Origin of the sequence: Desulfofundulus sp., from assembly GCF_049701015.1 — a bacterium.
In the GTDB taxonomy this organism is placed as follows: domain Bacteria; phylum Bacillota; class Desulfotomaculia; order Desulfotomaculales; family Desulfovirgulaceae; genus Desulfofundulus.
In genome coordinates this window covers 1-26,714 of the sequence record NZ_JBNATZ010000008.1, presented here as the reverse complement: position 1 = coordinate 26,714, position 26,714 = coordinate 1, and the positions used below count along the sequence as shown (strand labels likewise).

At 45.7% G+C, this 26,714-nt stretch carries 25 protein-coding genes, 2 tRNA genes and 1 riboswitch; of the genes, 22 read left to right on the top strand and 5 right to left on the bottom strand.

Translation table 11 applies throughout. The annotated features are described in order from the left end of the window. Positions 1-104 precede the first annotated feature (104 nt). From ACPLUI_RS01300 to ACPLUI_RS01290, 3 genes are all read right to left on the bottom strand, one after another. Positions 105-314 carry a 4Fe-4S binding protein gene (locus ACPLUI_RS01300; protein ID WP_424658462.1) on the bottom strand — a complete coding sequence of 70 codons (210 nt, stop codon included), beginning with the start codon at positions 312-314 and terminating at the stop codon, positions 105-107. 363 nt (positions 315-677) lie between these two features. Beyond that, positions 678-753: transfer RNA gene (locus ACPLUI_RS01295), tRNA-Lys, on the bottom strand. Continuing rightward, positions 754-831 (bottom strand) — tRNA-Pro (locus tag ACPLUI_RS01290). Positions 832-1,148: 317 nt separating this feature from the next. Here ACPLUI_RS01290 and ACPLUI_RS01285 point away from each other — a divergent pair. Beyond that, positions 1,149-1,490 (top strand): phasin family protein, encoded by a 342-nt coding sequence (locus ACPLUI_RS01285; protein ID WP_424658461.1) that lies wholly within the window; start codon positions 1,149-1,151, stop codon positions 1,488-1,490. A 133-nt stretch (positions 1,491-1,623) separates the two neighbouring features. Next, a complete protein-coding gene (locus ACPLUI_RS01280; protein ID WP_424658460.1) occupies positions 1,624-2,430 on the top strand; it encodes an AAA family ATPase in 807 nt (268 codons plus the stop codon). A 96-nt stretch (positions 2,431-2,526) separates the two neighbouring features. Here ACPLUI_RS01280 and ACPLUI_RS01275 read toward each other — a convergent pair whose 3' ends face one another. After that, positions 2,527-2,781, bottom strand: coding sequence for a hypothetical protein (locus ACPLUI_RS01275; protein WP_424658459.1), 255 nt, complete (start codon positions 2,779-2,781; stop codon positions 2,527-2,529). A gap of 84 nt (positions 2,782-2,865) precedes the next feature. On the opposite strand from ACPLUI_RS01275, the gene acsC reads away from it, so the two are divergent. The 15 genes from acsC to ACPLUI_RS01200 all read left to right on the top strand — a co-directional run bounded on the left by acsC (position 2,866) and on the right by ACPLUI_RS01200 (position 20,847). Then, positions 2,866-4,203, top strand: a complete 1,338-nt coding sequence (acsC, locus tag ACPLUI_RS01270) for an acetyl-CoA decarbonylase/synthase complex subunit gamma (protein ID WP_424658458.1) — start codon at positions 2,866-2,868, stop codon at positions 4,201-4,203. A gap of 142 nt (positions 4,204-4,345) precedes the next feature. Then, positions 4,346-5,104, top strand: coding sequence for an AAA family ATPase (locus tag ACPLUI_RS01265; protein ID WP_424658457.1), 759 nt, complete (start codon positions 4,346-4,348; stop codon positions 5,102-5,104). 57 nt (positions 5,105-5,161) lie between these two features. Then, complete coding sequence (locus tag ACPLUI_RS01260) at positions 5,162-6,112, top strand: acetyl-CoA decarbonylase/synthase complex subunit delta (RefSeq protein WP_424658456.1); 951 nt, start codon at positions 5,162-5,164, stop codon at positions 6,110-6,112. Positions 6,113-6,143: 31 nt separating this feature from the next. Continuing rightward, on the top strand, positions 6,144-6,938 hold the full coding sequence (locus ACPLUI_RS01255) for a methyltetrahydrofolate cobalamin methyltransferase (RefSeq protein WP_424658455.1): 795 nt from the start codon (positions 6,144-6,146) through the stop codon (positions 6,936-6,938). Positions 6,939-7,151: 213 nt separating this feature from the next. Further along, positions 7,152-9,161, top strand: a complete 2,010-nt coding sequence (locus ACPLUI_RS01250; protein ID WP_424658454.1) for a 4Fe-4S dicluster domain-containing protein — start codon at positions 7,152-7,154, stop codon at positions 9,159-9,161. A 17-nt stretch (positions 9,162-9,178) separates the two neighbouring features. Beyond that, complete coding sequence (locus tag ACPLUI_RS01245) at positions 9,179-9,721, top strand: 4Fe-4S dicluster domain-containing protein (protein WP_424658453.1); 543 nt, start codon at positions 9,179-9,181, stop codon at positions 9,719-9,721. Positions 9,722-9,748: 27 nt separating this feature from the next. Next, positions 9,749-10,639, top strand: a complete 891-nt coding sequence (locus ACPLUI_RS01240; RefSeq protein WP_424658452.1) for a CoB--CoM heterodisulfide reductase iron-sulfur subunit B family protein — start codon at positions 9,749-9,751, stop codon at positions 10,637-10,639. 33 nt (positions 10,640-10,672) lie between these two features. Next, the gene (locus ACPLUI_RS01235; protein WP_424658451.1) at positions 10,673-11,089 is read left to right on the top strand and encodes a hydrogenase iron-sulfur subunit; all 417 of its coding nucleotides are present in this window, start codon (positions 10,673-10,675) and stop codon (positions 11,087-11,089) included. Positions 11,090-11,251: 162 nt separating this feature from the next. Continuing rightward, a complete protein-coding gene (locus ACPLUI_RS01230) occupies positions 11,252-12,193 on the top strand; it encodes a 4Fe-4S dicluster domain-containing protein (RefSeq protein ID WP_424658450.1) in 942 nt (313 codons plus the stop codon). Positions 12,194-12,205: 12 nt separating this feature from the next. Continuing rightward, positions 12,206-13,240 (top strand): 4Fe-4S dicluster domain-containing protein, encoded by a 1,035-nt coding sequence (locus tag ACPLUI_RS01225; RefSeq protein ID WP_424658449.1) that lies wholly within the window; start codon positions 12,206-12,208, stop codon positions 13,238-13,240. After that, positions 13,237-14,076, top strand: a complete 840-nt coding sequence (locus ACPLUI_RS01220) for an FAD/NAD(P)-binding protein (protein ID WP_424658448.1) — start codon at positions 13,237-13,239, stop codon at positions 14,074-14,076. Before ACPLUI_RS01225 ends, ACPLUI_RS01220 begins: the two co-directional genes overlap by 4 nt. A 302-nt stretch (positions 14,077-14,378) precedes the next feature. Beyond that, positions 14,379-18,815, top strand: a complete 4,437-nt coding sequence (locus ACPLUI_RS01215; protein WP_424658447.1) for an NAD(P)-binding protein — start codon at positions 14,379-14,381, stop codon at positions 18,813-18,815. Between the two features lie 4 nt (positions 18,816-18,819). Beyond that, a complete protein-coding gene (locus tag ACPLUI_RS01210) occupies positions 18,820-19,245 on the top strand; it encodes a hydrogenase iron-sulfur subunit (protein WP_424658446.1) in 426 nt (141 codons plus the stop codon). Next, positions 19,242-19,916: a methylenetetrahydrofolate reductase C-terminal domain-containing protein gene (locus ACPLUI_RS01205; RefSeq protein WP_424658445.1), complete on the top strand. Its 675-nt coding sequence runs from the start codon at positions 19,242-19,244 to the stop codon at positions 19,914-19,916. Before ACPLUI_RS01210 ends, ACPLUI_RS01205 begins: the two co-directional genes overlap by 4 nt. Next, positions 19,909-20,847 (top strand): methylenetetrahydrofolate reductase, encoded by a 939-nt coding sequence (locus ACPLUI_RS01200; protein WP_424658444.1) that lies wholly within the window; start codon positions 19,909-19,911, stop codon positions 20,845-20,847. Before ACPLUI_RS01205 ends, ACPLUI_RS01200 begins: the two co-directional genes overlap by 8 nt. A gap of 74 nt (positions 20,848-20,921) precedes the next feature. Here ACPLUI_RS01200 and gap read toward each other — a convergent pair whose 3' ends face one another. Beyond that, on the bottom strand, positions 20,922-21,929 hold the full coding sequence (gene gap, locus ACPLUI_RS01195; protein WP_424658443.1) for a type I glyceraldehyde-3-phosphate dehydrogenase: 1,008 nt from the start codon (positions 21,927-21,929) through the stop codon (positions 20,922-20,924). 652 nt (positions 21,930-22,581) lie between these two features. On the opposite strand from gap, the gene ACPLUI_RS01190 reads away from it, so the two are divergent. The 5 genes from ACPLUI_RS01190 to cbiD all read left to right on the top strand — a co-directional run. Next, entirely contained in the window at positions 22,582-23,115 is a 534-nt protein-coding gene (locus tag ACPLUI_RS01190) for a cysteine hydrolase family protein (protein WP_424658442.1), read from the top strand. A 1-nt stretch (position 23,116) separates the two neighbouring features. Further along, the gene (locus ACPLUI_RS01185) at positions 23,117-23,968 is read left to right on the top strand and encodes a histidinol-phosphatase (protein WP_424658441.1); all 852 of its coding nucleotides are present in this window, start codon (positions 23,117-23,119) and stop codon (positions 23,966-23,968) included. A gap of 72 nt (positions 23,969-24,040) precedes the next feature. Beyond that, positions 24,041-24,814: a DnaD domain-containing protein gene (locus tag ACPLUI_RS01180; RefSeq protein WP_424658440.1), complete on the top strand. Its 774-nt coding sequence runs from the start codon at positions 24,041-24,043 to the stop codon at positions 24,812-24,814. 19 nt (positions 24,815-24,833) lie between these two features. Beyond that, positions 24,834-25,574: an ATP-binding protein gene (locus ACPLUI_RS01175; protein ID WP_424658439.1), complete on the top strand. Its 741-nt coding sequence runs from the start codon at positions 24,834-24,836 to the stop codon at positions 25,572-25,574. Positions 25,575-25,577: 3 nt separating this feature from the next. Beyond that, positions 25,578-25,828: riboswitch (cobalamin riboswitch) on the top strand. A 129-nt stretch (positions 25,829-25,957) separates the two neighbouring features. Further along, a partial coding sequence (gene cbiD, locus ACPLUI_RS01170; RefSeq protein WP_424658438.1) for a cobalt-precorrin-5B (C(1))-methyltransferase CbiD occupies positions 25,958-26,714 on the top strand: 757 nt, incomplete at its 3' end.

The following is a 26,714-nucleotide window of genomic DNA, read 5'->3' as shown; positions in this document are numbered from 1 at the left end:
CCTCGCCTGCAGTGGACTTTCACCACCAAGTTAACGCCCATGCCGGGCGCACAAGCAAGAGAGCTTCAGACCATTTGATGGCTGAAGCTCTATTTACTCCAGTTTTAAGGGTTCGGTACTCTACTGATAGCTCCTGCCGGGCAGGCACGGTAACAACGACCGCAACGAGTACAGTTGTCGAGGTTAATATTGTAGCGTACCGTATCATCAATATAAATGCCGCCATCCCGACATTCCAATTCACACGCAGCACAGGACATACATAGTTCCTGGTTAATCTGGTAATTGAACTTGAACTTCTTCGGTTGTACCAAGAAGATCCCCCCTTTTATAAAACATGGTTACTTACCGTTTTCTACAGTCCCAAAAAAATTCCTCCCAAGTTTTTAAAATAAAATACATTGCGAGAAGACAAAATACTTAATAAATCTGAAGAAGGAGGGACCTGTTTGTTAAGGAAACGCATTCAGGGGACAGCTCGCCGGTACCGTATACCAGGCTCCACTGCCACCGGCTATCGACCGGTCTGGGATGCAGGATATGCAGCCGAATACAAGAAAAGAACACGTACCAGAGGAATTAACAGACCCAGTATCTGACATGGGAGTAAAAATTTTTCTAAAGCTTAAAAAAACGGGTTTCAGCTTGACTGCTGAAACCCCGGCATGTTTATTGTCTGGTGGGCCATGAGGGAATCGAACCCCCAACCTGACGATTAAGAGTCGCCTGCTCTACCAGTTGAGCTAATGGCCCTGGTCGGGATGGAGGGACTTGAACCCCCGCCCTCTTGCTCCCAAGGCAAGCGCGCTAACCAAACTGCGCCACATCCCGTTGATATTTCTTCTTAATACGCAACTTTTATTATAACCTTCCTTGCCAATTGAGTCAAGAGTGCCAGTTATTAAAAATAAAAAAGAGTCCAGCTTTACGCTGGACGGGGAGAGATAGAACTCACCAAAGCGGAGTATTCTTAGTATCTCCAAATAAATTCTTTAATATACCGGCCAAGCAAAAAGATGCAAGATTTTCTCCCTTAAAATAACAAGCCAACCAAGGTATACTGGTGATATCACCTGCTAATTTCTAAGGGTTCTGCCACATAAACCCTGCCCGACTAAAGAATGGACTTCGCGAGAGGAGGATAAAAAATGTTCAAAACGGCTGAAAGATTAATTCTCGCTGGTATTGGAGCCCTGGCGTTGACTACTGAAAAGGCGGAAAAAATAATTGATGAACTGGCGGAAAGAGGACAAATGAGCAAAGAAGAGGTACGCCATTTTTTGCAGGAACTAATAGCAAGAGGTGAACAGGAAAAAGAGAATCTGAGTGAGACCCTGCGACGGGAGGTTTCCCGGTTAAGAGTCGAACTGGGTCTGGTGACCAGGTCTGAGATAGAAGAATTGAAAAACAGGATCTGCCGTCTGGAAGAACAGCTGGCGAAGATGGAAAATAATAGCACGCTTGAGGATACCAGCCGTACCGACCAGTAACACATAACCCTAAGAATTCTAAAGCTTTACCGGCAGGAAAAATTATAGCTACGTCGAAATCTAACTTCAAAATTTTAAAAATAGATAGATGGAGCAGGAATTATTCCCTGCCCTGTAGAAACACATACAGGTAGTGATAAATGTAAAAGGGGAAAGTGTTTTTGAAAACGTCCGAGGTGAAGCCTCAATGAAGCTAGCCATCTCCGGGAAGGGCGGGGTCGGCAAAACCACCATTGCTGCTGCCCTGGTCAAGTCCTTTGCGGAAACACACCAAACCGTCTATGCAATCGATGCCGATCCTGATGCCTGTTTAGCTTTAGCCATAGGAATTCCTGAAGAAGTTGCGGCCGAAATAAAACCCATTGTTGAAATGAGAGATCTTATCCGGGCCAAAACTGGAGAAGGCGCTTTTTATACCCTGAATCCACAGGTAGACGATGTATTAGATAGTTATTGTTACCAACAAAAAAACATAAAGTTTATTCGCATGGGTGGAATTAAAAAAGGCGGGTCAGAATGTTATTGTCGTGAAAATACGTTTTTGAACGCCGTGGTTTCTTCCCTGCTCCTGGACACTAACGAAGTGGTAATTATGGATATGGGTGCTGGCATCGAACACCTGTCGCGTGGAACGGCTAAAGGTGTAGATTTGATGCTTGTAGTAGTCGAGCCAAGTCGCAACAGTATAAATACCGCTCACCTTGTTAAACGTTTAGCCACTGATCTGGGAATTCGTAAAGTCAAAATTATAGGAAATAAAATACGCTCCCCGCGAGAAAAGAAATATATAGAAGAACATTTTTTACCGGGAGAAATCTTAGGTTTTATCGAGTTCAACAACGAAATCTGGGAAAAAGCTATGGAATTAAACCCAAATGTGGCAGAAGAACTACTATCCGGCATGAGAGAGATCCGTGAAAAAATATTACGAGAAGTTTAATTCCTGTCCTATCCACTCCCACTTGTGCGCTCAAAGGTGTGGTTCTCTGAAGAGCAGCAGAGCCAACCTGATACCAAACCGTTAGGAGGGGGTGACTCAACCGGTTAAATAAACTATGAAAACTGTATAATAGAGGTAAGCTTCCAGCGAATTATGCAGGTCGACCAGCGAGTCCAATTTGGAATGACCCAGAGTGTAACGGATTTTTACGGCTGAACGGGGAAGAAGACTTCCTGGAACATCTACCACTGCAGGTAACGCACGGGAGTTTTTACGGCTGTAGGGGAAGAAGACTTCCTCGTGTTCTCTCACTGCTAATAAGTTGTTCTGTTCCAAGTTAAAAATGTTCAAAAGCAGATGTTCTGGAAGATCTGAAATATCAGGTATCCTGGAAGATGTTATTGTTTAAAAGTCATGAGAAAGGAGATAAGGAGAATGGGTCTAACAGGTTTAGAAATCTTTAAACAACTGCCTAAAACCAACTGCAAGGATTGTGGTCATCCAACCTGTCTGGCTTTTGCCATGGCCATGGCTTCTGGTAAAGCCAGTCTGGAACAATGCCCTCATGTAAGTGAAGCGGCAAAAGAAGCTCTTGGTGCAGCTTCCGCTCCCCCAGTGGCACTGGTTAAAATTGGCACAGGAGAAAAAGAGTTGCAGCTTGGTAACGAAACTGTATTATTCCGCCATGACAAGCGTTTTGAGCACCCTGCTGGTATTGCTATTACAGTAAGCGATAACGCTAGTGAAGAGGAAATTATTGTTCGCGCAGGACAAATTAACAAGCTTGTTTTCGACCGGGTCGGACAGCTCCATCATGTAAATCTGGTGGCAGTTGTTAATGATTCCGGTAATACAGAGAAATTTGCTACTGCAGTCAAGGCAGTTGCAGCAAATACCGAATATCCACTGATCCTTATCACAGAAGATACGTCAGCCATGGAAAAAGCTCTCGAAATAGTGGGCAGCCAAAAGCCCCTGCTTTGTGGAGCTACTGCAGCCAACTACGAGAGTATGACTGCATTGGCTAAAAAATATGATGTCCCCATGGTTGTGAAGGGCACTGATCTCAATGAACTGGCAGATTTAGTAGAAAAGGTCGTTGCTCTAGGCCATAAACAATTAATTCTTGATTCGGGAGCCAGGGAAATTCATAAAGTCCTGGCTGACCAAACCCAGATCCGTCGCCAGGCTTTGAAGCGTTTCCGTCCTTTTGGTTACCCCACTATCACTTTTGTTTCCAATGATGATCCCATTCAGAGTATTGCTGATGCGGCGGTATATATCTGTAAATATGCAGGTATTGTGGTGCTACAAACAGCCGATCCGGCAGATGTCCTGCCGCTGATTACTTTGCGCCTAAACATTTACACCGACCCGCAAAAACCAATCGCCGTTGAATCCAAAATTTACGAAATAGGAAATCCAGGCCCAGACTCCCCGGTTTATATCACTACAAACTTCTCCCTGACATATTTCTGTGTAGCGGGAGATGTAGAAGCCAGCCGCGTACCGGGTTACATCCTCGCCGTGGATACCGACGGTATTTCCGTCTTGACTGGATGGGCAGCTGGAAAATTTACTCCCGAGAAAATTGCTGATATGCTTGCTAATTCCGGTATTGCCGAAAAAGTATCCCATCGCAAGGTAATTATACCAGGAGGTGTGGCTGTCCTGAGCGGTAAGCTGCAGGAGCTTTCCGGTTGGGAGGTACTTGTAGGGCCGCGAGATTCTTCAGGAATTCCTACCTTCTTGAAGCAACGGTGGAATGCGTAACCAGAACCGTTTAGGTGGGATTTGGCGGTAAACAGTGGCTGGTCGGGCACATTATTGTGTGGTTACTGCCTGGTAAAGTGTTGTATCCCGCTACCCGACCTGACTGAAACGAAACAACAAACACCGAAGGGAAGTGGTACTTATGGCCTTTACCATTGCTATTGCCGGTAAAGGTGGAACGGGTAAGACCACGCTGGCTGCCCTTTTAATCAGACAGCTTACCCAGGCAGGCAAGGGACCCATTCTGGCTGTGGATGCCGATGCTAATGCGAACCTGCACGAAGCTCTCGGTATTGAGGTCGAGGATACCATAGCAGACATTATGTCGCGAATCAATAACAACCTGGAACCGCTACCGGCAGGTATGACCAAAGACCAGTACTTAACCTTCCGCGTACACCAGTCCTTAGCTGAAGGAGATAATGTGGACCTTCTGGTAATGGGAGGCCCTGAAGGACCGGGTTGTTATTGCTATGTAAATAATCTTGTACGGGGCTTTATGCAGGAACTTAGCAATAATTATCGCTATGTACTGATGGACAACGAAGCGGGGCTGGAACATCTGAGCCGGCGCACCACTCAGAATGTTGACGTTCTCCTGGTAACCAGCGATGCCAGTGCACGGGGTATCCGATCAGCTGGCCGGGTACGAGAATTGGCAGAATCTCTATCCCTGGAAATAAAAAAAATGTACCTGGTCATAACAAAAGTAGTCAACGATTCAATAGAAGCCCTGCAGGATGAAATCCAAAAAACTGGTTTGGTGTTAATTGGTGTCATTCCACAGGACGACCAAGTTTTCCAATATGACCTGAAAGGTAAGCCACTAGTTGAACTGCCAAATGATGCCCCCGCAGTGTTAGCAGTTACAAAGATAATGCAGCAAGCCGATATACTTTGATAGTCGTATTATTCCTGTAGCAAAGACTTTTTCAAACAGAAAGGAGCGTCGTCTATCATGGCCGTTGCCATAGCTAAAGAAAGATGGACCAATAAGGTCGCAGAAGTGGTTTTGGGGACCGAACCCAATGTCGTTAAAATTGGGGGCGAAAGCACGCTGCCATTCCTCCACTTCGAAGGCGAAATACCTAACCGACCTGCGATAGCGTTGGAAGTATGGGATATGGAACCTACCAACTGGCCGGAAATCTTAACCAGCGCTTATCAAGGTGTCTTAAACGATCCTGTAGCTTGGGCGAAAAAGTGTGTTGAATACGGAGCGGATTTGGTCTGTTTGACCCTGGTCAGTGCTCATCCGGATAATAAAAATACTGACCCGGAAGAATGTGCTCAAGTAGCCAAAGCAGTAGCTGATGCCGTAAATGTACCTTTGATTATTCTTGGCTGTGGAGTGGAAGAAAAGGATGCCCAGGTATTGGAAAAAGTCGCGGAATCTCTTTCTGGTCGAAACTTCCTCCTGGGTTGTGCTACACAGGAAAACTACAAAACCATAACTGCTGCCTGTATGGTACATGGTCATAACATTATCGCTTCCAGTCCCCTGGATATCAACCTGGAGAAACAGCTGAACATATTAATTACGGAAATGAATATGGCTCCCAACCGTATTGTCATTGACCCCTCAGTGGGTGCCCTGGGTTACGGTATTGAGTACGCATATTCCATCATGGAGCGGACCCGCATTGGTGCTCTTACTGGTGACAAAATGATGGCTATGCCAATTATCTGCCTGCTGGGACAAGAAGTGTGGAAAACTAAAGAGGCAAAAAGTACCATCGAAGAAATGCCGGAATGGGGAAACCAAGAACGACGGGCTCTCCTGTGGGAGGTAATTACTGCCGTAGCCTTCGCCCAAGCAGGAGGTTCTCTCTTCGTTATGCGACATCCTGAATCTCTCAAGCAATTTAAAACTCACATTGATAAGTTGATGCAACCCAATAATTATTAAAAATTAATGAATAAAGAAGGAAGGTGTTAATATGATCCTCATTGGTGAACGGATCAATGGTATGTTTAAGGATATCCGCGAAGCCATTTTAAATAAGGATCCGGAACCTATTCGCTATTGGGCCAAACGCCAGTATGAGAACTGTGCCGCCTACCTGGATATTAATACCGGCCCCACCGTGGACCCTAAAGACCAGCCGGCAGTAATGGAGTGGCTGGTAAAAATTGCTCAAGAAACTGTACCACTACCTTGCTGCATTGACTCAACCAACCCTGAAGCCATAGAAGCGGGTTTGGCCGTACACAAGGGTAAAGCGATGATCAACTCTACCAGTGCTGATCAGTGGAAAATGGATATTTATTTTCCCATGGCGAAGAAGTACAATGCTGCGATCATCGGTCTTGCCATGAATGAAAAAGGCGTACCGAAAAGTGCAGCTGACCGGGTCGCTCTGGCCATGGAAATTGTGGTTAATGCCGATGCTCACGGCATACCAATGGAAGACTTGTATATTGACCCCCTAATGTTGCCCTGCAACGTTGCTCAGGACCATGGGCCAGAAGTGCTGGAGGCCATTCGTCAAATCAAAACGCTGGCTGACCCATCTCCCCGAACCACCTTGGGTCTGAGCAACGCCTCCCAGCGCTGTACCAACCGTCACCTGATTAACCGGACCTTTCTGATCATGTGTATGGCTGCAGGTTTGGATTCGGCTATTGCTGACCTGGAAGACCAAGAACTACTGGATGCCGTGGCTGCAGCTAATATTCTCCTGAACAAAGACATTTATTGTGATTCCTTCTTAAAGACTTTTAGACAGCGGTAATGTTTATGCTGGGGGAAAACGGCTGGTAAGCCGTTTTCCCCTGGGCTTTGCTTTTTTGAACAATATTTTTTTAACCTGAGGGAGGATTTACGGCGTTACTCGAAGAATTTTTATAACCAAGGGATCAGTCAAAATTATACTATTTTAACCGAAAAAAGAGGATGCAAAAGCACAAGCTGTTTCCTATTTTGTTCTCTTTCAGGAGGGGATATAGTGCCTAGGATTGGGGTTTACATCTGCCATTGCGGTGAAAACATCGGTGGCGCTGTAAATGTTGAAGAGGTCAGAAAGTACGCTGAAAAACTCCCCGGAGTCGTAGTCGCACGAGATTACCTTTTTATGTGTTCAGACCCGGGACAGGAACTGATTAAGGAAGACATCAGGAATGGTCTGATTGACCGGGTGGTAGTAGCAGCCTGTACTCCACGTACGCATGAACCAATATTTCGAAAGGCTGTAGAAGATGGAGGACTCAATAAATATCTCTTTGAAATGGCCAACATTCGCGACCAGGTAAGTTGGCCGCACTGGCATGAAAAAGAGGGCGCTACCGCCAAAGCTAAAAAACTTGTAGCAAGTGCTGTAGCCAAAGCTGCCTTCCTGGAGCCTTTGGAGGATAGGTTTGTAGAAGTAACGCGTTCGTCGCTGGTCATTGGCGGAGGCGTCGCGGGTATGTTTGCTGCACTGGATCTCGCCAATATGGGCTACAAGGTCTACCTGGTGGAGAAAAATCCATCCGTCGGTGGAAACATGGCCAAGCTAGATAAAACTTTCCCCACCAATGATTGCTCGGCCTGTATACTAACCCCTATCATGGTACAGGTTGGAACCCATCCAAACATTAAACTCCTAACCTACTCAGAAATAGAATCGGTCGAAGGCTCCATCGGAAATTTTAAAGTAAAGGTAAGAAGGAAGCAAACATACATTGATTGGGAAAAGTGTACAGGATGTGGTGATTGCGTAAATGCATGCCCCACTAAGGTTCCTAACGAGTTTAATGAAGGCATGAGTAATCGTAAGGCTATATATATCGAATTCCCACAGGCTGTACCAAAACGCGCGGTTGTGGATATTGAGCACTGCATTAGTTGCGCAAAACGTACGATCGGCACAAAACCTAAAATCAACCCAAGAACTGGGGAGCCAATCCTTGCACCGTGTGAAAAAGCGTGTAAGACGGGCGCATGTGACCGTTCAAGGCAATATAATCCTGAAGGAGAAATTGTTGAACTTAATGTGGGTACCATCATTGTTGCTACAGGCTATAAAGTAATGGATAAGTCACCGTTTAAAGAGTATTCACCACAATCACCAAACGTTATAACGGCGATGCAACTTGAGCGTATCTTATCTGCAACAGGTCCTACGGAAGGTCAATTAAAACGCCCTTCGGACGGAGAGAAACCTAAAAGTATTACATTTATATCTTGTGTAGGCAGCAGAGACAAAAGGTACCATACTTATTGTTCCAAGGTTTGTTGCATGTATATGCTTAAGGAAGCTCGCTTGATCAAGGAAAAGTATCCTTATATTGATATTTATATTTTCTTTATTGATGTCCGTACAGGCGGTAAAGATTTCGAGGAGTATTATAACTATTGTCGGAATCTTGGTATCAAGATATTGCGAGGGCGTGTTGGTGCAGTAGATGAACTGCCAGGAGATAAATTAAGGGTACGCGCCTACGATGTTGACCTTGGTGCACCTGTCGAACTAGAAACTGATTTAGTAGTCTTAGCTACAGCTATCGAACCGGGTCCGGACCTGGAAAAGCTGGGACGCAAGCTTGGTATTACATTCGGCAGTGAAGGATTCTTCAAAGAAATGCATACCAAGCTTTATCCAGTGGAGACATCGGTGAAAGGGATTTATATTGCCGGATGTGCTCAGGGTCCCAAAGACATCCCCGAGTCAGTGTCGCAAGCACGAGCAGCTTCTTCTGCTGCTGCCGTTCCTCTGACCTTGGGCAAGGTCGTGGTAGAGCCGTTGATTTCAGAAGTTAACCAAAGAAAATGTGCCGGGTGCGGTACGTGCGTACAATTATGTCCATACTCAGCCATCAAACTCGTAGAGGATAAGGGTAAACTGAGGGCTAAGATCGATGAGGCTCTATGTGCCGGCTGTGGAGCATGTGCAGCAGCCTGTCCATCAGGAGTCATTACCCTGCACGGGTTCACTAATGCCCAGATCCACGCTCAAATCAAAGCTTTAGTCTCCTGAGTTCGGGGGTGAAACGAGTGTCTGATGTTCAAGTGGCCAGCGTTGTCAAACTTTCTGAAGGTGATCCTAATCTAGTTGATGAGATAAGAGAATTGGGCGGCGAAGAGTTACTGGAATGCATCCAGTGCGCCAAGTGTGCATCTACATGTCCTATGGCACTGGCTGGTTTTCCTTTCTTCAATAAGCGAATTGTTCAAGCAATTCTATTGGGCTTACGGGATACGCTACTTGATGATTCATCCATCTGGGCCTGTCAGTCTTGCAATCGCTGTACCGAAATATGTCCTCGTGAGGTTAACCCCTTCGAGATCATTCAGGCTTTGCGCCGAGTAGCTATCAGAGAGTTTGCCATACCTACCCTTTCCATTGAAGGGCTTAAGTCACTGTATGATACGGGACATGCCGTTTATCTGGCAGGAGCCGGAAATACGCGAGCAAAAGTAGGTTTGCCGGATAAACCACCTTCCACAATCGCAAACCCGGAAGCTTTAAAAGAACTACAAGCATTAATACAGAAAACAGCACTGGCCGACCTTGGGATTATCCCCATGGAAGGCTAGGCATAAGATACTTGCGAGGTGTAGCCAATGAAGGTAGGTTTTTTTGTCGGCTGCAATACGGCGTTTAACAGACCCGATCTCGAACAGGCGGTTAGGTATGCTTTCCCGGCCCTAGGAATTGAATTGGACAACCTTGAAGGACAGTCATGTTGTCCCAGTTGGGGAACAATGCCTTCTGTTGATTTGGTGGGCTGGTGCGCTGTAGGAGCCAGAAATCATACCATAGCCGAACAAAAGGGTGTGGATATAGTCACCGTATGCGGTAGCTGTTACGGAAGTTTAGCCGAATCAAAGTACAAGATGGATTCCGATCCCGAGCTCAAGGCCAGAGTGAACGAAATTCTTAAAGAAATCGGTAGGGAATATAAAGGTACCAGTAAAGTTAGGCTTACTTATTACTATCTCTATCACGAAATTGGTTTAGATAGAATCAAAGAAGCACTTAAATATAAACTGGATGGTCTCAAAATAGCACTTCAGCCAGGCTGCCATACTCTCTGGCCAAGCAAAGTGTATTATGATAAAGAAGAAGATCCCTTCCATCCGAAGGTATTAAAAGAAATGACTGAAGCGCTAGGAGCTACAGTTGGTAATTATACACGTTTGCTGGATTGTTGTGGTATGGGTGCTATGCGCAGCACTGATATGGATAAATCTTTGAATCTTGTTGCTAAGAAACTTATCTCGATGAAAGAAGAAGTTGATCCCGACCTAATCATAACCGGTTGCAGTTCATGCTTGCTTCAATTTGATACAGCGCAGGAATTCCTACGTAACAGCAAGAAAATTAACTTCGAGATTCCCGTTCTACACTATATGCAGGTGCTGGCTTTATGTCTGGGGGCACCAGCCGAACAGGTTGCTGGTTTGGCGAAAACAGATGTAAAAGGCATAATTAATAGGATCTTGAAAGGATGATAACTCCTAAGTAATGAAAGGAGTGATAAGGTAATGCAGGATAAATTCGAACCCAAAATCACTGCTTTCCTTTGTAACTGGTGCAGTTATGCAGGAGCAGATCTCGCTGGTTCCCTGCGGTTTCAATACCCTCCCAATGTCATGATCATCAGGATGCCATGTTCAGGAAGAGTTGCCCCGATATTTTTATTGAAAGCACTTTTTGCCGGTGCGGACGGCGTCCTGGTTGGTGGGTGACATCCGGGAGAGTGCCACTATGTTAGTGGCAATTATAATGCTGAACGACGCATTAAAGTTACGCAAAAGCTGTTGGAAACCCTGGGAATAGAACAGGAACGGTTACGGTTAGCATGGATTTCCGCTTCAGAAGGAGCGAAATTTGCTGAAACGGTTACTGATTTTACTAACCAACTTAAAAAGTTAGGACCTAATCCTTTATGTAGCAAGTAAAAGTATACGTTTTCAATTGTTCGATAGCTTATGCTTAAAGCGCTGTGCGGGAGGGAAGATTAAAACATGGGAAGGGAGTCTATGACAGACGAAGTGCTTACCTCGGTTAAGGCACTGAGTCCCAACAACGGTTGGGATAAGAAGGCGGGGTGTTATCAATAAATGCTAGAGTTAATTAAAGCGATTCGAGAAACAGCGCAAAAACTCTTGCAGGAAAAAGAAGTAGAATTAGTGCTGGGTTTTGAGGAAGGGACTCTTCCTTTACGTAATACCCCGTGCTTTATCCGCCAGCCCGAGGAAGCACAAAGGCTGGTGTGGGGTTATGGGTGTGAGAATAACCTGGCTAACTATCTACGTAATCGCTCAGAAAAGGTAGGCATAATAGCAAAGGGTTGTGATAGCAGAGCTATACTGGAGCTTATTAAACAAAACCAAATTAGCCGTGAAAAAGTGGTTATTATTGGCATACCATGCCAGGGAATGATAGACCGTAAAAAAGTAAACCGTTTATTAGCTGGAAGAGAATTAATCGAAACACAAATAAATGCCGATAAGATTATACTTAAAGGAAGAGACTTTGTTGAGGATATATCTATTGATAATTTGCTACATGATTCCTGCTTAACCTGCCAGCATCCAAATCCTGTATTGTTTGACATCATGTTAGGTGAACCAGCATCAGTTAAGTATAGTGATAATAATATTGCAAGCTTTGAAACAAAAACGCATGAAGAAAAAAGAGCTTATCTTTTTCAGGAACTCAGCCGCTGTATAAGGTGCTATGCCTGTAGGCAAGCCTGTCCCATGTGTTTCTGTGAAGAATGTTTTGCAGATTGTTCCACGCCTCAATGGTTAAGCAAGTCATCCTTAAATGTTCATGACAATCTCTTTTTCCAGGCTGTACGAATAATTCACGTAGCGGGTCGTTGTGTGGATTGTGGTGCATGTGACCGAGCATGTCCGATGGGTATTGATCTACGAACTTTAACCCATAAAATGGTGAAGGATGTTCAGGAACTGTTTGGTTATACTGCTGGGGTCAATCTGGATGAAAAGCCCCCACTCGCCGCTCCAGTGAACCCAACAACCCTCACGCATTCTTAATCAAGGAGGGAAGTGAAAAAGGTGTTGCTTTTAAATAAAAGCCAGATAACCAGCTGGGTAAACAAGCTAATAGAGAATTATGAAGTATTTGCCCCAGTTAAAGAAGACGAACATTTCTGCTTTAAACAAATAGATTCTGGTGACGAGGTGGTTTTAAGTTATAATAATTCCAAAATTCCTCCCAAGGAAGTTTTATTTCCTCGGTCGGAAAAGCTGTTTTGTTATAACTACGAAAAGGATAGCGTAAAATTAACAGAAGTCATTGATAAAAATAAGAAGGTAATTTTGGGTGTAAGACCTTGCGATGCCAGAAGTTTCCTTTTACTGGATAATGTGTTTAAGAATGAAAAGTATCAGGATCCATGTTATTTAACCAGAAGAAATAATACCGTACTTGTTGGTTTAGGGTGCAACCAACCGGCAGTCACATGTTTTTGTACATCATTGGGCGGTGGTCCTTTTTCCACAGAAGGTCTCGATCTATTGCTTGTAGACATCGGTGAGCAATACGTTGTAGAAGTTTTAACTGATAAGGGGCAAACATTATTATCCGAAATAAACTTACCTCCTGCGACTGAGGAACAAAAGGAAGCTGCCCGTCAAGTAAAGGAAGGAGTATCTCTTGTTTCACACGTTAACCTTGAAGGGTTAAAAGACAAGCTGGATGTGAACTTTTATAGTCCTATATGGGACCTGATCCATGAGAAATGCCTGGGGTGTGCCGCCTGCACTTACAGCTGTCCTACCTGTCATTGTTTCGATATCGTAGATGAAGCTGAAGGAAACGATGGCTGCAGGATACGTAACTGGGATGCATGTATGTTTCCTTTATTTACCCTGCATGGCTCCGGCCATAACCCTCGCCCAACGGGCAAGGAACGGTTTCGCCAACGTATCATGCATAAGTTTAAATACTTTGTGGATAATTTCAACGTTATAGCATGTGTAGGCTGTGGTAGGTGCATTATAAATTGCCCTGTTAATCTGGACATCCGAAAAGTGTTAACGGAGCTCCAGGGTTTGGAAGTGAGGTCTGATAAGCCATGAGAAACCCTTATATTCCGCTCCCTATGCGGCTAACTAAAAACTTTGTAGAAACCGAGGATCAGCTTATTCACACCTTTACCCTGGAATTCCTCAATGATGAAGACCAGAAGTCATTCAATTATCTGCCTGGCCAGTTTGCCGAACTATCTGTATTTGGTGTCGGGGAAGCACCCTTTGGGATTGCTTCTTCGCCAACAGAGCCCGGGCATTTGAAGTTTTCAGTAGCCCGGGTAGGAGTTGTCACGACAGCTCTCCATCAGCTGCCGGAAGGTATTATACTGGGCGTACGAGGACCACTGGGTAACAGTTATCCAATAGAGGAATTTAAGGGTAAAAATCTGGTAGTAATTGGCGGTGGTTTTGCCTTTACCACTCTAAGATCTCTGGTAACATACATTCTTAATTCCCAGCATCGGGGAGATTTTGGTAAATTAACAGTAATTTATGGTGCACGTAATCCAGGTCTCTTGTTGTATAAGGATGAACTGGCTGAATGGGGTAAACGTTCAGACATTGAATTAGTCACTACTATTGATCAGGCGGTAGATGGATGGAAGGGTCGCGTAGGATTTGTACCAGCGATAACGAAAGAAGTTGCCCCTAGTGCAGAAAATGCTTACGCGGTTGTATGTGGACCTCCAATAATGATTAAGTTTACATTACCGGTTTTGGAGGAACTCGGTTTTCCACCAGAGCGAATTATTATGTCTCTGGAGAACCGCATGAAATGTGGTATTGGTATGTGTGGTCGATGTAACGTAGGTAATAAATATGTGTGTAAAGACGGACCGGTCTTTACCAGGGCCCAACTGAATCAGTTACCTAATGAGTATTAAAAATAGAGAAAGCAGTTACGGCTTTGCGCCTGCATGAATCGCCGGCGCAAAGCCGTAAGGTTTAAAATGAATTTCACTGAGATTATTATTAGATGATTACTTTATTAGGATGATTGATTTATTAGATTAGATTTCATTTGGCGGGAAAAATCAATAACAGTGATTTGATCTATGCAAAAAAATTACGAATTTTTTAGAACACTGGATATAGACACCTTTGTCCCCGGTAAAAGTTGCCCTCCGGGCCGGACCGCAGTGGTTCTATAACCACCTCATTTTTCGAAAGGACGGGTGCGATATCTATGAGTGTTAAAAAGACTGGAGCCGTAATGGTGGTAGGGGCGGGTATCGCTGGTATCCAGGCTTCCCTGGATTTGGCCGAGTCAGGATATTACGTTTACCTGGTAGAAAATTCGCCAGCTATTGGCGGGACCATGCCCATGTTGGATAAAACCTTTCCCACCAACGATTGCTCCATGTGTATCCTTTCCCCAAAGCTGGTAGAATGTGGACGACATTTGAACATAAAGACATTACCTTATACGGAAGTAGTGGAAGTTAATGGAGAACCGGGTAATTTTAAAGTAAAGCTTAAACAGCATAGTCGTTTTGTCGACCTTGATAAATGTACGGGTTGCGGAGAATGTGCTAATGTTTGCCCAGTGACTGTAAAAAACGAGTTCAACCAGGGTTTAAACGACCGGAAGGCGATTTATAAGTTATACGCCCAGGCGTTCCCCAACGCCTTTGTTATCGATAAACGCGGAGTATCTCCATGCCGCGCAGCCTGTCCGGCAGGAGTTAATGCTCAGGGATATGTCCAGCTGATTAAACTCGGTAAGTTCAAAGAAGCATGGGAACTAATCTATCGTGATAACCCCTTCCCGGCCACCTGCGGTCGCGTATGTACACACCCCTGCCAAAGTCAGTGCTATCGTGGGCAAATTGATGAGCCGGTCAATATCATGTATTTAAAGAGAGCGGCAGCAGATTACGTTTACGCGGATCCTGCAAATATTCCTCTACCCGAAGTTGATGAGGCACGCAATGAGAAGGTGGCAGTTGTGGGAGCAGGACCCGCAGGGTTATCTTGTGCCTACCAGCTGGTCAAAAAAGGTTTCAAGGTCACTGTTTTCGAAGCTTTACCTGTAGCTGGTGGAATGTTGCGCGTCGGCATACCTGAATACAGGTTACCCAAGAAGTGGGTAGCTTTGGAGGTAGAACTTTTAACCAGATTGGGTATAGAGATAAAATACAACATGCGTCTGGGTCGTGATTTCACTGTAGAGAAATTGCTTAATGACGGTTACCAGGCCGTGTTTATCGCCATAGGAGCACATAAAGGTATCGAGTTAAATGTACCTGGTGAGGATCTGAAAGGCGTCATCCATGGTATTGATCTATTGCGTAAGGTCGCCTTAGGTGAACAAGTCGAGGTCGGCAAGAGTGTTGTCGTCATCGGTGGGGGCAATACAGCCATGGATTGTGCTCGTTCTGCTCTTCGCCTGGGTGCCGAAAGGGTAACGATTGTTTACCGGCGCACCGAAGCAGAAATCACGGCTCTGCCTGAGGAAATTGCCGAAGCTCGTGAAGAGGGCGTGGACTTTATTATGCTGAGCAGTCCCAAGGCCTTCCACGGTGAAAACGGGCGGGTAACACGTGTAGAGTTTCTGCGAAATAAATTAGGTGAACCTGATGCCACGGGTCGCAGACGTCCTGTGGCAATTCCAGGAAGCGAATTTTTCCTGGATGCTGATACAGTGGTTTTGGCTGTAGGTCAAAAACCAGATCTCTCTTTTGCAGAAAAGATTCTTGGAAAGGAAATTTCTCGCGGCACTCTCACTGTCGATATGGAAACACTGGCCACCCACTTACCGGGCGTTTTTGCTGGAGGTGACGTAGTAACCGGTCCCAAAACAGTGATAGAGGCAATCGCTGCAGGAAAGCGTGCTGCCGAATCAATAGAAAGGTACTTAAAAGGCCAAAATCTAAAAGAGAACCGTAAATTTAAAATTAGCGAAGAGGAAATAGCAACTTATCGATTTAAAGGCGAAGAGATAGCAAAGCAGGAGGCAACTCCGGTAAGATACGCCGACCCGAAAGAACGGTCGAATGACTTCCATGAAGTGGTCAAAGGCTATTCATATGAGGAGGCTCGCCGCGAAGCGGAACGCTGTCTGAATTGCGGTGTATGTTCAGAGTGTCTTGAATGTGTCAAGGTTTGTAAGGCCGGGGCTATTAATCACCAGATGACTGAAAAAGAATTAGAGCTCGAAGTTGGTGCACTCATCCTGTGCCCCGGATATGAAAAGTTTGATGCCTCAGAACTTGGTTATTATGGTTATGGAAAATATCCCAATGTTTTGACCAGCCTGGAGTTTGAAAGGGTTTTAAGCGCTTCCGGACCGTACCAGGGACATTTAGTAAGGCCCTACGATCACCGGGAACCGAAAAAGATCGCTTGGATTCAATGTGTAGGTTCGCGCAACTACCGGATAAACCATGAATATTGTTCTTCCGTTTGCTGCATGTACGCAATTAAAGAAGCAATAATCGCTAAAGAGCATAGCAAGGAAGAACTGGATACCGCAATTTTTTATATGGACATGCGGACATATGGTAAAGGTTTTGAGAAGTATTATGAGCGAGCCTTGTCAGAACACAAGGTAAGATTCATTCGATCACGCATATATGCCCTGGAAGAGGTTGATAACGAAAGCAAGAACCTGCGGATAAGGTATGTTGATGAAGACGGTAGCCTACATTCAGAAGAATTCGACCTGGTAGTGCTCTCGGTCGGTATGAAAACTTCTCCCAAAGTTATAGAATTGGGAAGAAAGTTGGGTTTGGAACTCAATCAATTCGGTTTTGCAGAGCCTTACCCGCTGACCGGAGTGGGTACAAATAGGCCCGGTATCTTCGTTGCGGGGGCTTTTAGCGGACCAAAAGATATACCAGAAACCGTTATGCAGGCCAGTGCAGCTGCCGGTGCCGCTGAAAGTCTGCTCGCTGAAGCTCGAGGCACACTGGTTTCTGAAAAAGTATACCCACCGGAAAGAGACGTAACCGGTGAAGAGCCACGTATTGGTGTTTTCATCTGTCATTGTGGCATCAACATCGGCGGGGTAGTAAATGTTCCAGCTGTTGTCAACGCGGCGAAGGAGCTACCGCATGTGATTTATGCGGAAGATAACCTATATACATGTTCACAAGATACACAGGCACGCATTAAAGAAAAGATTAAAGAACTCAAATTAAACCGGGTAGTGGTAGCATCGTGCAGCCCGCGTACACACAGGCCTTTATTCCAAGAAACAATCCGGGAAGCAGGATTAAATGGCAGCCTTTTTGAAATGGCCAATATCCGTGACCAATGTTCCTGGGTGCATATGTTTGAGCCCGAAAAAGCCACTATCAAGGCTATTGAACTGGTCAAGATGGCCGTATCCAAAGCTGCTTTGCTAGCTCCTGTAAAACAAGTTAATGTAGGTGTGACAAAATCTGCACTGGTCATCGGTGGCGGCGTGGCCGGAATAACAGCTTCCCTTGAGCTGGCTGAACAAGGTTATGATGTACACCTCGTAGAAAAATCGAGTGAGCTGGGTGGAATCGCCAGGAGAATTAAAAAAGGTTTTAAGAACGAAAATGTGCAGGCAGTGCTTGATGATTTGATTAGACAGGTGCGGGTCAACCCGCGGGTTAAACTCTATATGGGGACCGAAGTTAAAGAAACAAGTGGTTACCTGGGTAATTTTGTTACGACGCTGACGACGGGGGAAGAAATTGCACATGGTGTTACGATCGTAGCTACCGGCGGTCAGGAATACAAACCGCAGGAATACCTGTACGGTCATGATAAAAGGGTTTTGACTCAACTAGAGTTTGATGAAGCATTATACGCCAGCGATCCACGAATCACAAATGCGAAAAATATCGTGTTAATCCAATGCGTGGGGTCGCGTGAACAGGAACGCAATTATTGCAGCCGGGTATGCTGCACTCGGTCTGTAAAGATAGCCCTGGAAGTAAAAGAGGTAAACCCGGAAGCGAATGTTTATGTGCTCTACCGTGACATGCGGACGTATGGGTTCTACGAAGAACTGTACCGCCTAGCAAGACAAAAAGGAGTAGTTTTCGTCCGCTACAGTAAGGATAAAAAGCCAGTTGTAGAAACTGGTAGTAATGGACAGTTAAGGGTTACTGTTGAGGACCATGTACTGGGCGTACCAATATTTATTGAAGCTGATCTGGTTGTACTGGCAGCAGCAATCGTACCAGGGGTAAGTAATCCCAAACTTAGCCAGTTATTTAAGATACCACTTAACGAAGACGGGTTCTTTTTGGAGGCACATATGAAGTTACGCCCGGTTGACTTTGCCTCCGAGGGCTTTTTTATGGTTGGGCTAGCCCATGGGCCTAAGACAATCGAAGAGAGCATTACTCAAGCTAAAGCGGCAGCAAGCCGTGCAAGCACAATCTTGAGTAAGGGAAGTCTTGCTTCTAAAAGCGTGGTGGCTGTTGTTGAGCCAGATAAGTGTGCAGCCTGCCTAACATGCGTACGACTCTGTCCCTTCAATGCCCCGCGTATTAAAAATAACGTGGCCGTAATTGAGTCCGTGTTATGTCAGGGGTGCGGTACCTGTGCCGGTGAATGTCCCAATAAAGCAATTACTCTCCAGAGTTTCAGCGACCGCATGTTCATGAAGATGATGGACGGCTTATTCAGGGAGGTGTCATAACACAGTGGGGGAATTTGAACCTAAGATTGTAGCTTTCTGTTGTCATTACTGCGCTTATTCTGCTGCTGACCTGGCTGGTTCGATGCGTCTGCAGTACCCATCAAACATCCGGATAGTCGAAATGCCCTGTTCTGGTACTATAGACCACCGCGTCATTCTGGATGCTTTTGAAAAAGGAGCGGATGGGGTTTACGTAGCTGGTTGCATGGAGGGAGACTGTCATTTTCTAAAGGGTAATTACCGGGCCAAAAAACGGGTTAACTACGTAAAGAAGGTACTTGACGAAATCGGCTTAGGAAGTGAACGCCTGGAGTTTTATAACCTGTCTGCCGCCATGGGCCCACGTTTTGCCGAAATTGCGAAAGAAATGACTGAACGAATTAAAAAATTAGGCCCAAGTCCTTTAAGGAAGGATGATGGTAAAAAATGATTGTTGCCGAACAAAAACCAATTCAAGAAATTGCTGACATGATTAAAGATTGTCAGAAGGTACTCTTTGTTGGTTGCGCAGGTTGTGTTACTGTTTGTCTCGCAGGAGGAGAAAAGGAAACTGAATTCTTAGCATCCAGCATGCGTATTAAGCGCCAGCTGGAAAATAACCCTCTAGAGACTGTTACTTATGTTTGTACGCGACAATGTGACCCTGAATATCTTATTCCCCTGGACAACCTGGTTGAGGAGGCAGATGCGATAGTTTCTCTGGCCTGCGGGGTAGGAGTTCAGTACATTGCGGAACGTTACCCGAAAAAATGGGTGGTACCTGCGTTAAACACCAAATTCGTAGGTGGATCGCTCAAACAGGGAGTTTGGGAGGAGAAATGTGGCCTGTGCGGAAACTGCATTCTGCACCTGACGGGGGGAATTTGCCCGATTATCAGATGTTCAAAAAGCATCTTAAACGGTCCATGCGGCGGTTCGCAGTATGGGAAATGCGAAATTTCCAAGGATGTTGATTGTGCTTGGCAGTTGATTTACAACCGGATGAAGGAATTGGGTAAATTGGACAAGTTAATGGAAATTATGCCGCCGAAAGATTGGTCCACCTCCAGAGACGGAGGTCCGCGCCGGCAGGTCAGGGAGGATGTGATCATTGATGTCTAAATGGGAAGTTAAAACTGAAAGCAAGCTCGAAAGGTTGCTAGCCAGGGGAGAGTTTGTGGTTACTGCTGAAATTGGACCACCTAAACATGCTTCTGCAGAGGGCATCCGGCATCATGCACATATGTTGAAAAATTTTGTTGATGCCACCAACATCACCGATTGCCAAACAGCCATCGTACGTCTTTCGAGTGTTGCAGCTGCAGCCCACATCTTGAACTGTGGGGTTGAACCCATTGTTCAAATGACCTGCCGGGACCGCAACCGTATTGCCATTCAAAGCGATCTGCTTGGAGCCTATAGCTTGGGTGTCAGGAATCTGCTTTGTCTGTCCGGGGATCATCAGAAATTTGGTAATCACCCTATGGCAAAGAATGTTTATGACATTGACTCCATTCAACTGGTCTACCTAATGCGGCGAATGCGTGACGAAAAGAAATTTTTCTGTGGTGAGGAAATTAAAGAACATGAGCCCCGTTTCTTCATTGGAGCAGTAGCCAACCCCTTCGCGGATCCCTTTGAATTCCGGGTGGCCCGGCTGGAGAAAAAAGTAGAGGCGGGAGCTGAGTTCATTCAAACCCAATGTATTTTTGATATGGAGCGTTTCGAGCGTTTCATGGAAATGGTCCGTGAGAGGGGCATTCATGAACGAGCACACATTCTGGCCGGGGTAACTCCTCTAAAAAGCTGGAGGGCGGCAAAATACCTTCAAACCAGCGTTTCAGGTATGATTGTGCCCGACGATATCGTTGAAAGGCTAAAAAAAGCGGAAGATCCCAAGCGGGAAGGAATTGAGATTTGCATAGAACAAATCAAACATATTCGTAATATCCCAGGCGTGCACGGCGTCCATATTATGGCCATTGCCTGGGAAGAAGTGGTTCCTGAAATCGTGGAGCGGTCAGGTCTCTACCCAAGGCCCAAAGTGGAATAAAAAAACTTAAAACCCCCGCAAAATAAGCGGGGGTTCTCTATTATTTCATCGAAAAGGCTGTTTCCAAATAATAACTACAAACCTTGCCGGGATATATAGAGAGCAGTATCAACCACCCGGTTGGAATAGCCCCACTCATTATCATACCAGGCTACTACTTTAACCAGAATACCATCGATAACCATAGTGGAAAGGGCATCCACAATTGATGAATGAGGATTACCGTTGAAGTCCCGGGAAACCAGTGGTACCTCGCAATAATCCATAATTCCTTTTAGTTCCCCCTGAGCTGCTTCCTTTAAAGCAGTATTGATTTCTTCCTTACTCGTAGGCTGAGCCAGCTCGGCCACCAGGTCCACCACGGAAACATTGGGGGTAGGAACGCGCATGGCCATGCCGTTAAGCTTTCCCTTCAATTCTGGTAAAACTAAAGCTACTGCCTTGGCGGCACCGGTAGTAGTAGGAATGATAGACAGAGCAGCAGCCCGGGCTCTACGCAGGTCCTTGTGAGGCAGATCCAGAATCTGCTGGTCGTTGGTATAAGAGTGAACGGTAGTCATCATGCCACGGACAATACCAAACCGCCTGTGCAGCACTTTGGCTATAGGAGCCAGACAATTGGTGGTACAGGAAGCACAAGAAATCACATGATGTGTGGCGGGATCATACTTATCCTCGTTTACACCCATGACAATGGTGATATCTTCATTCTTGGCGGGAGCGCTGATTAATACCTTTTTAGCTCCAGCTTCCAGGTGTTTGGCCGCATCCTCCCTAGCTGTGAAACGACCGGTAGATTCCACCACAATATCCACACCAAGGTCTCCCCAAGGTAGTTTACCGGGATCCTTCTCCGCCAGCACTTTTACAATCTTACCATTAGCCTTGAACCCGTCACCAAGTGATTCCACCTCACCCTGGTAGATCCCATGCACGGAATCGTATTTCAGTAAATGGGCCAGTGTACCGGCGTCGGTAAGGTCATTGACCGCTACTACTTCCAACTCCGGATGGTTGAGAGCAACCCGGAAAACATTACGCCCGATGCGCCCAAAACCGTTAATACCCAATCTTACTGTCATTTTAATCACTCCTTTTTCAGGATGTACAGGGTTTATTTTTTCCAACACCACCAGGTTACATGCTACTAAAAATGTACCTGGTAAAAATTAAAATAACATAACATGACCTTAAAGGGCAATAGTTAGTCCAGAATCCAGAATTACCCGTAAATTTCACTTAAAGAATTATATATTATATTCAATTTTTATTAAAGCAAAGTAAAGGGTTATGTTACAGAGAATATTACCCTACAAAAATTGAACTTAATGCAAAGAAGTCATTTTATCTGTATATCCTTTAAGAGGAAGGTCTGCTAGATTATGATTCAAAGTTCCATATAAGCCTGAATAAAAATTTTTACAGGCAAGATTGGAAGGAGAATTTCATTCCAATATCTGCAGGATATTGTTGTTTTGATCACGAATATTAAAATTGTACAGGAGGTTTGTAAGACAAATCTCCCGGTTCAGCCGGATACCGGAAGACAACGGTAGTCCCGAACTTGCCGACAGGCAAAATGGGTAGCCAGGTCTTGGCCATGACTATTTTGTAATCCAAAGAGGAAAACCCCGGTTTTTAGGTTAGCGATGGTTAGTAAGATATGCTAAAATATTATTAGATGCCCGTAAGGGAATGCAAAATTAGGCTTTTTAGAAAAAAGGAGTTGGTCCTATGTCCCGCAACGTTTTAATGGTCATAGATATGCTTAAGGATTTCATCGATACAGATGGTGCCCTGAATTGTGGTAAAAAAGGGAGAGAAATCGTACCTTTTGTCGTTGAAAAGGTCAAGGAATTTATGGCCCAAAAAGAGCCAATAATCTTTATCATGGACGCTCATGCGCCCGGAGATCCTGAATTCTCCCGTTTTCCCGTTCACTGCGTCTACGGCACTCCAGGGGCAAGACTCATTGATGAACTTGCTTCACTGGTGGAGGAATACCCTTTTACAATCAAGGTACCCAAAACTCGTTTCAGCGGTTTTTTCCGCACTAACCTTAATAGAATCCTGGAAGATCTCAATCCGGCTGCAGTTTACATTACAGGAGTCTGTACAAATATCTGCGTACTGTATACTGTGGAAGAGTTGCGCAACAGGGACTACCGGACGGTCGTCTACAGCCGGGGAGTAGCCAGCTTTGAGGATGAAGCTCACCAATGGGCACTAAAGCAAATGGAAACCGTTTTAGGAGCGGAGATTCTGTAAGATGAAACCTCTTCTGGATTATCACGTCCACCCGGGCTATTCCATCGATGCTGAAAATCACAGCATTCTGGAATACTGTTTGCAGGCCTTGAACATGGGATTAAAAGAGATCTGTTTTACCCCCCACCTGGAAGTGGACCCGGTAAGGCGCCAGGTGGACTGGTTCGTACGGTTAAATGGAAAGCTTCACCCCATGGATGATCTAAGCTGGCTTGATCAATATTTCCTGGACATTGAACAAGCCCGTAGCCAACTGGATAACCGGGAACTTAAAATTAAGGCCGGTCTGGAGGTTGGTTATGAACGCGGATGTGAAAGGACCATTGAAAAAATCATAAAAAATTATCCCTTTGATTATGTGTTGGGTTCCATCCACTGCCTGGAACATCAATCCATATCCTCCTGGAAGGAAAGTAGGCTCTATTTTTCCTCGCACAATGCGGAAGAAGCCTGCAGGGAGTATTTTCAAGCTTTAAAGGAAGCTGTTCAAAGCAACCTCTTTGACTGCATCGGACACCTGGATCTTTACCGCCGCCATGGAGAACGCCTGCTGGGCACAGTTTTGGAGAGTGTCCATGAAGGAATAATTGAACCGATTCTTAAGGAAATTGCACAGCGCAATATGGGGCTGGAAGTAAATACCTCCAGTCTGCGTCGGGGACTGACCGAATTTCATCCCAGCAGGGAGATTCTTCTAAAAGCCCGAGCCTGTGGAGTCAAAGTCTTTACAGTAGGCTCAGATGCACACCGGCTTTCAGAGTTGGGAGCCTCTATAGACCAGGCGGTCTTAATGTTAGAAAAACTGGGACTTGCGGTGCACACCTTTACCTGTCGTCAGCCCTGCCCCTTCTAACAATTTTTTTTGCCTGGACAAACTTCCTCCCTTACCATAAAATATTCACTAAGTGGGGAGGAAGAAGGAAAGATGAAAGGAAGAACGGTAAAAAGGTACCGGGAAGGAAACATTACCGCTGCTTTCGGAGCTGACCTGTTACTTCAAGGCACTACTACGATTCCCAATCTTTTGCTCCGGTTATACCGTCACCTTGAGATAACCGATGAAGAAATGATTCTTCTTATTCAGCTTCTCCGGTTGCAGGTAGAGGAAAAGAACCTGTTTCCTTCCGCCTCCACCCTGGCAGCATGCACGTCACAGGATGTAACCCGTGTACAACAGAACTTGAACAGGTTAGTGGAGAAAGAGGTTCTGGCTGTAACACAGTATTATGATGAGAGCAAAGATCAAATCCTGAATGGATATGACTTTGAGCCACTCCTTGAAAAGCTTTCTGAACTGTGGGCAAGCATTAGAGTAAAGGAAATCGAACGTACCCGCAACCTGCTGGAAAAAAGGCCTTTTGAAATGAAAGCCCAGGAATTTGCCATGATAATCAGGGCCTTTGAACAGGAATTTGGACGGCCTGTCTCTCCCATGGAAGTGGAACAAATCCGACAGTGGACTGAGGAGCTGGATTATACGCTTGTTCTGGAAGCTTTACGCCGCGCTGTTTTAATGGGGAAGCATAACTTTAAATACATTGATAGCATTATCCTGGAATGGAAAAAGAACAACCTGCGTACTCTCGAGGAAGTACTTGCCTATGATGAGCAATTCAAGAAACGGCGTTCAGGCAAGCAAATTTCTTCCAAGGTGGACGAACGAAAGAAAGCACTTTTGAAAACCCTATACCTCAGTTAATTAGAAAGGATGCCGGCCAGTGAAGGCCTGTTCTGTATGTGGAGATCGGGGTGTAATAGTAAAAAATAATATCGCAGTTCCCTGTCCATGTAACAAGCAGAGAGCCCTGGCCAACCGTTTTCGAGAAGCAGGGTTACCAGAAAGATTACGTTATCATACATTCGATAATTTCAATTTTAAATATTATTCACGGTTACGAATAGATTCAGAACGCATGATCACTTATTACGAATCAGCGCGCCGCACTTACCTGGCAGCACAGGACTTCGTGAGGAATTTTAAAAACGACCGCCATATAGACGGCTTATTGATTACAGGTCCGGTAGGTAGTGGTAAGACATTCCTGGCTGCCTGTATAGCCAACGCTTTGTTGGAAGCAGAAGAGCTTTTGCTGTTTGTGGTCGTACCGGACTTGCTGGATCGCCTGCGTTCCACTTACGATCAAAACCGCCAGGGTGGAGATTATTCCGAAAAGGATCTGATGGATGCTGCAAGGGAAGTGCCTCTTTTGTTTTTAGATGACCTGGGAGCTCATAATTACACCGAATGGACTAAAAACAAACTCTATTCGATATTAAATTATCGTGTCAATCATCGTCTCCCTGTAATCATTACCACCAACATCAGCCTGGAAGATTTAGGTGAATGTTTGGGGGAAAGGACCATTTCACGTATTTGCCAGATGTGCTGGCCTTACCGGTTAATGGTTGAAGACGATATTCGCATGGTTCAGCGCAGGGAAAAACTCCGGGAAGGTTAAAATTCAATATCCTGCGGAGCAGGTCCCGACAAGGGATAATAGGGAAGACCGGGGAGCAGGAAGAACCTGCTTAAGCCGGCGCGGTCCCGCCACTGTAACCGGGGAGGAACCCGCAAAGTGCCACTGGCCCTAAACACTTACTGACGCTCCATCCACATCAAAGTGGCAGACTTTTATCGGTGAGTGCTGGCTGGGAAGGCGCGGGAATCCAGAGATCCGGAAGCCAGGAAACCTGCCTGTCCCTTTTCACTGGTACACTCATTGCGAAAGGTAAAGCTAAGCCAGTGACAGGCCTTTTTATCTTCGCGCGAAAGATAGGAGGCGTCAAGACTCTACATGCGCCCTACTCTTTGCCGGGCGTGTTTTTTTCAGGGGGAAACAAGGTGGTTAAGATTTTACGCAACGGAATAACGACAGGAGCCTGCGCCGCTGCTGCTGCCCGGGCTGCCACAGAGCTACTTTTTCACGGCAGAAAACCCGCCCGGGTAGTTTTAGTTAACCCGGCAGGACAAGCCTTAACGGTACCCATCCACCTGGTAGAGGAAATAAGAGGTGGAACCAGAGCAGTGGTAATCAAAGACGGAGGGGACGATCCCGACGTTACCCACGGTCTGCCCATAGTAGTCGAAGCTCGCCCCGCCCCGGTAGGAACCATCCTGCGCGGAGGAGATGGTATAGGGCGGGTGACAAAACCTGGCCTGGCAGTCGCTGTGGGTGAACCTGCCATCAATCCCATTCCCCGACAAATGATTAAGGAAGCCGTGGTCAGCATCCTTCCTCCCGAACAGGGAGTAGAACTAATAATAAGTGTCCCTGGAGGAGAACTGGTAGCGAAACGCACCCTGAACCCCAGACTGGGAATTGTGGGAGGTATATCTATCCTGGGAACTACGGGTATAGTTCGACCCATGTCTGAAGAAGCATTTAAGGATTCCCTGCTCCCCCTTCTCGATATAGCCAGAGCAGCAGGTTATGATCAGGTAGTTCTCACACCGGGACGATTGGGTGCACGGATAGCGGTCGAGAAGTGTGGATTTCCTCTCGATGCCGTCGTAGAGATGAGCAATTTCGTAGGTTTTATGCTGGAAAGCTGTGCCGAGAAAGGTTTCTCGAGCGTATTACTCTGGGGACACCACAGCA

Bases quoted from the DNA above. Each gene is read 5' to 3' on its own strand.
- ACPLUI_RS01205 (WP_424658445.1), top strand. From the start codon at position 19,242: ATGATTGTTGCCGAACAAAAACCAATTCAAGAAATTGCTGACATGATT.
- acsC (WP_424658458.1), top strand. From the start codon at position 2,866: ATGGGTCTAACAGGTTTAGAAATCTTTAAACAACTGCCTAAAACCAAC.
- ACPLUI_RS01215 (WP_424658447.1), top strand. From the start codon at position 14,379: ATGAGTGTTAAAAAGACTGGAGCCGTAATGGTGGTAGGGGCGGGTATC.
- ACPLUI_RS01180 (WP_424658440.1), top strand. From the start codon at position 24,041: ATGAAAGGAAGAACGGTAAAAAGGTACCGGGAAGGAAACATTACCGCT.
- ACPLUI_RS01240 (WP_424658452.1), top strand. From the start codon at position 9,749: ATGAAGGTAGGTTTTTTTGTCGGCTGCAATACGGCGTTTAACAGACCC.
- ACPLUI_RS01285 (WP_424658461.1), top strand. From the start codon at position 1,149: ATGTTCAAAACGGCTGAAAGATTAATTCTCGCTGGTATTGGAGCCCTG.
- ACPLUI_RS01200 (WP_424658444.1), top strand. From the start codon at position 19,909: ATGTCTAAATGGGAAGTTAAAACTGAAAGCAAGCTCGAAAGGTTGCTA.
- ACPLUI_RS01255 (WP_424658455.1), top strand. From the start codon at position 6,144: ATGATCCTCATTGGTGAACGGATCAATGGTATGTTTAAGGATATCCGC.
- gap (WP_424658443.1), bottom strand. From the start codon at position 21,929: ATGACAGTAAGATTGGGTATTAACGGTTTTGGGCGCATCGGGCGTAAT.
- ACPLUI_RS01265 (WP_424658457.1), top strand. From the start codon at position 4,346: ATGGCCTTTACCATTGCTATTGCCGGTAAAGGTGGAACGGGTAAGACC.
- ACPLUI_RS01220 (WP_424658448.1), top strand. From the start codon at position 13,237: ATGAGAAACCCTTATATTCCGCTCCCTATGCGGCTAACTAAAAACTTT.
- ACPLUI_RS01230 (WP_424658450.1), top strand. From the start codon at position 11,252: ATGCTAGAGTTAATTAAAGCGATTCGAGAAACAGCGCAAAAACTCTTG.
- ACPLUI_RS01190 (WP_424658442.1), top strand. From the start codon at position 22,582: ATGTCCCGCAACGTTTTAATGGTCATAGATATGCTTAAGGATTTCATC.
- ACPLUI_RS01260 (WP_424658456.1), top strand. From the start codon at position 5,162: ATGGCCGTTGCCATAGCTAAAGAAAGATGGACCAATAAGGTCGCAGAA.
- ACPLUI_RS01185 (WP_424658441.1), top strand. From the start codon at position 23,117: ATGAAACCTCTTCTGGATTATCACGTCCACCCGGGCTATTCCATCGAT.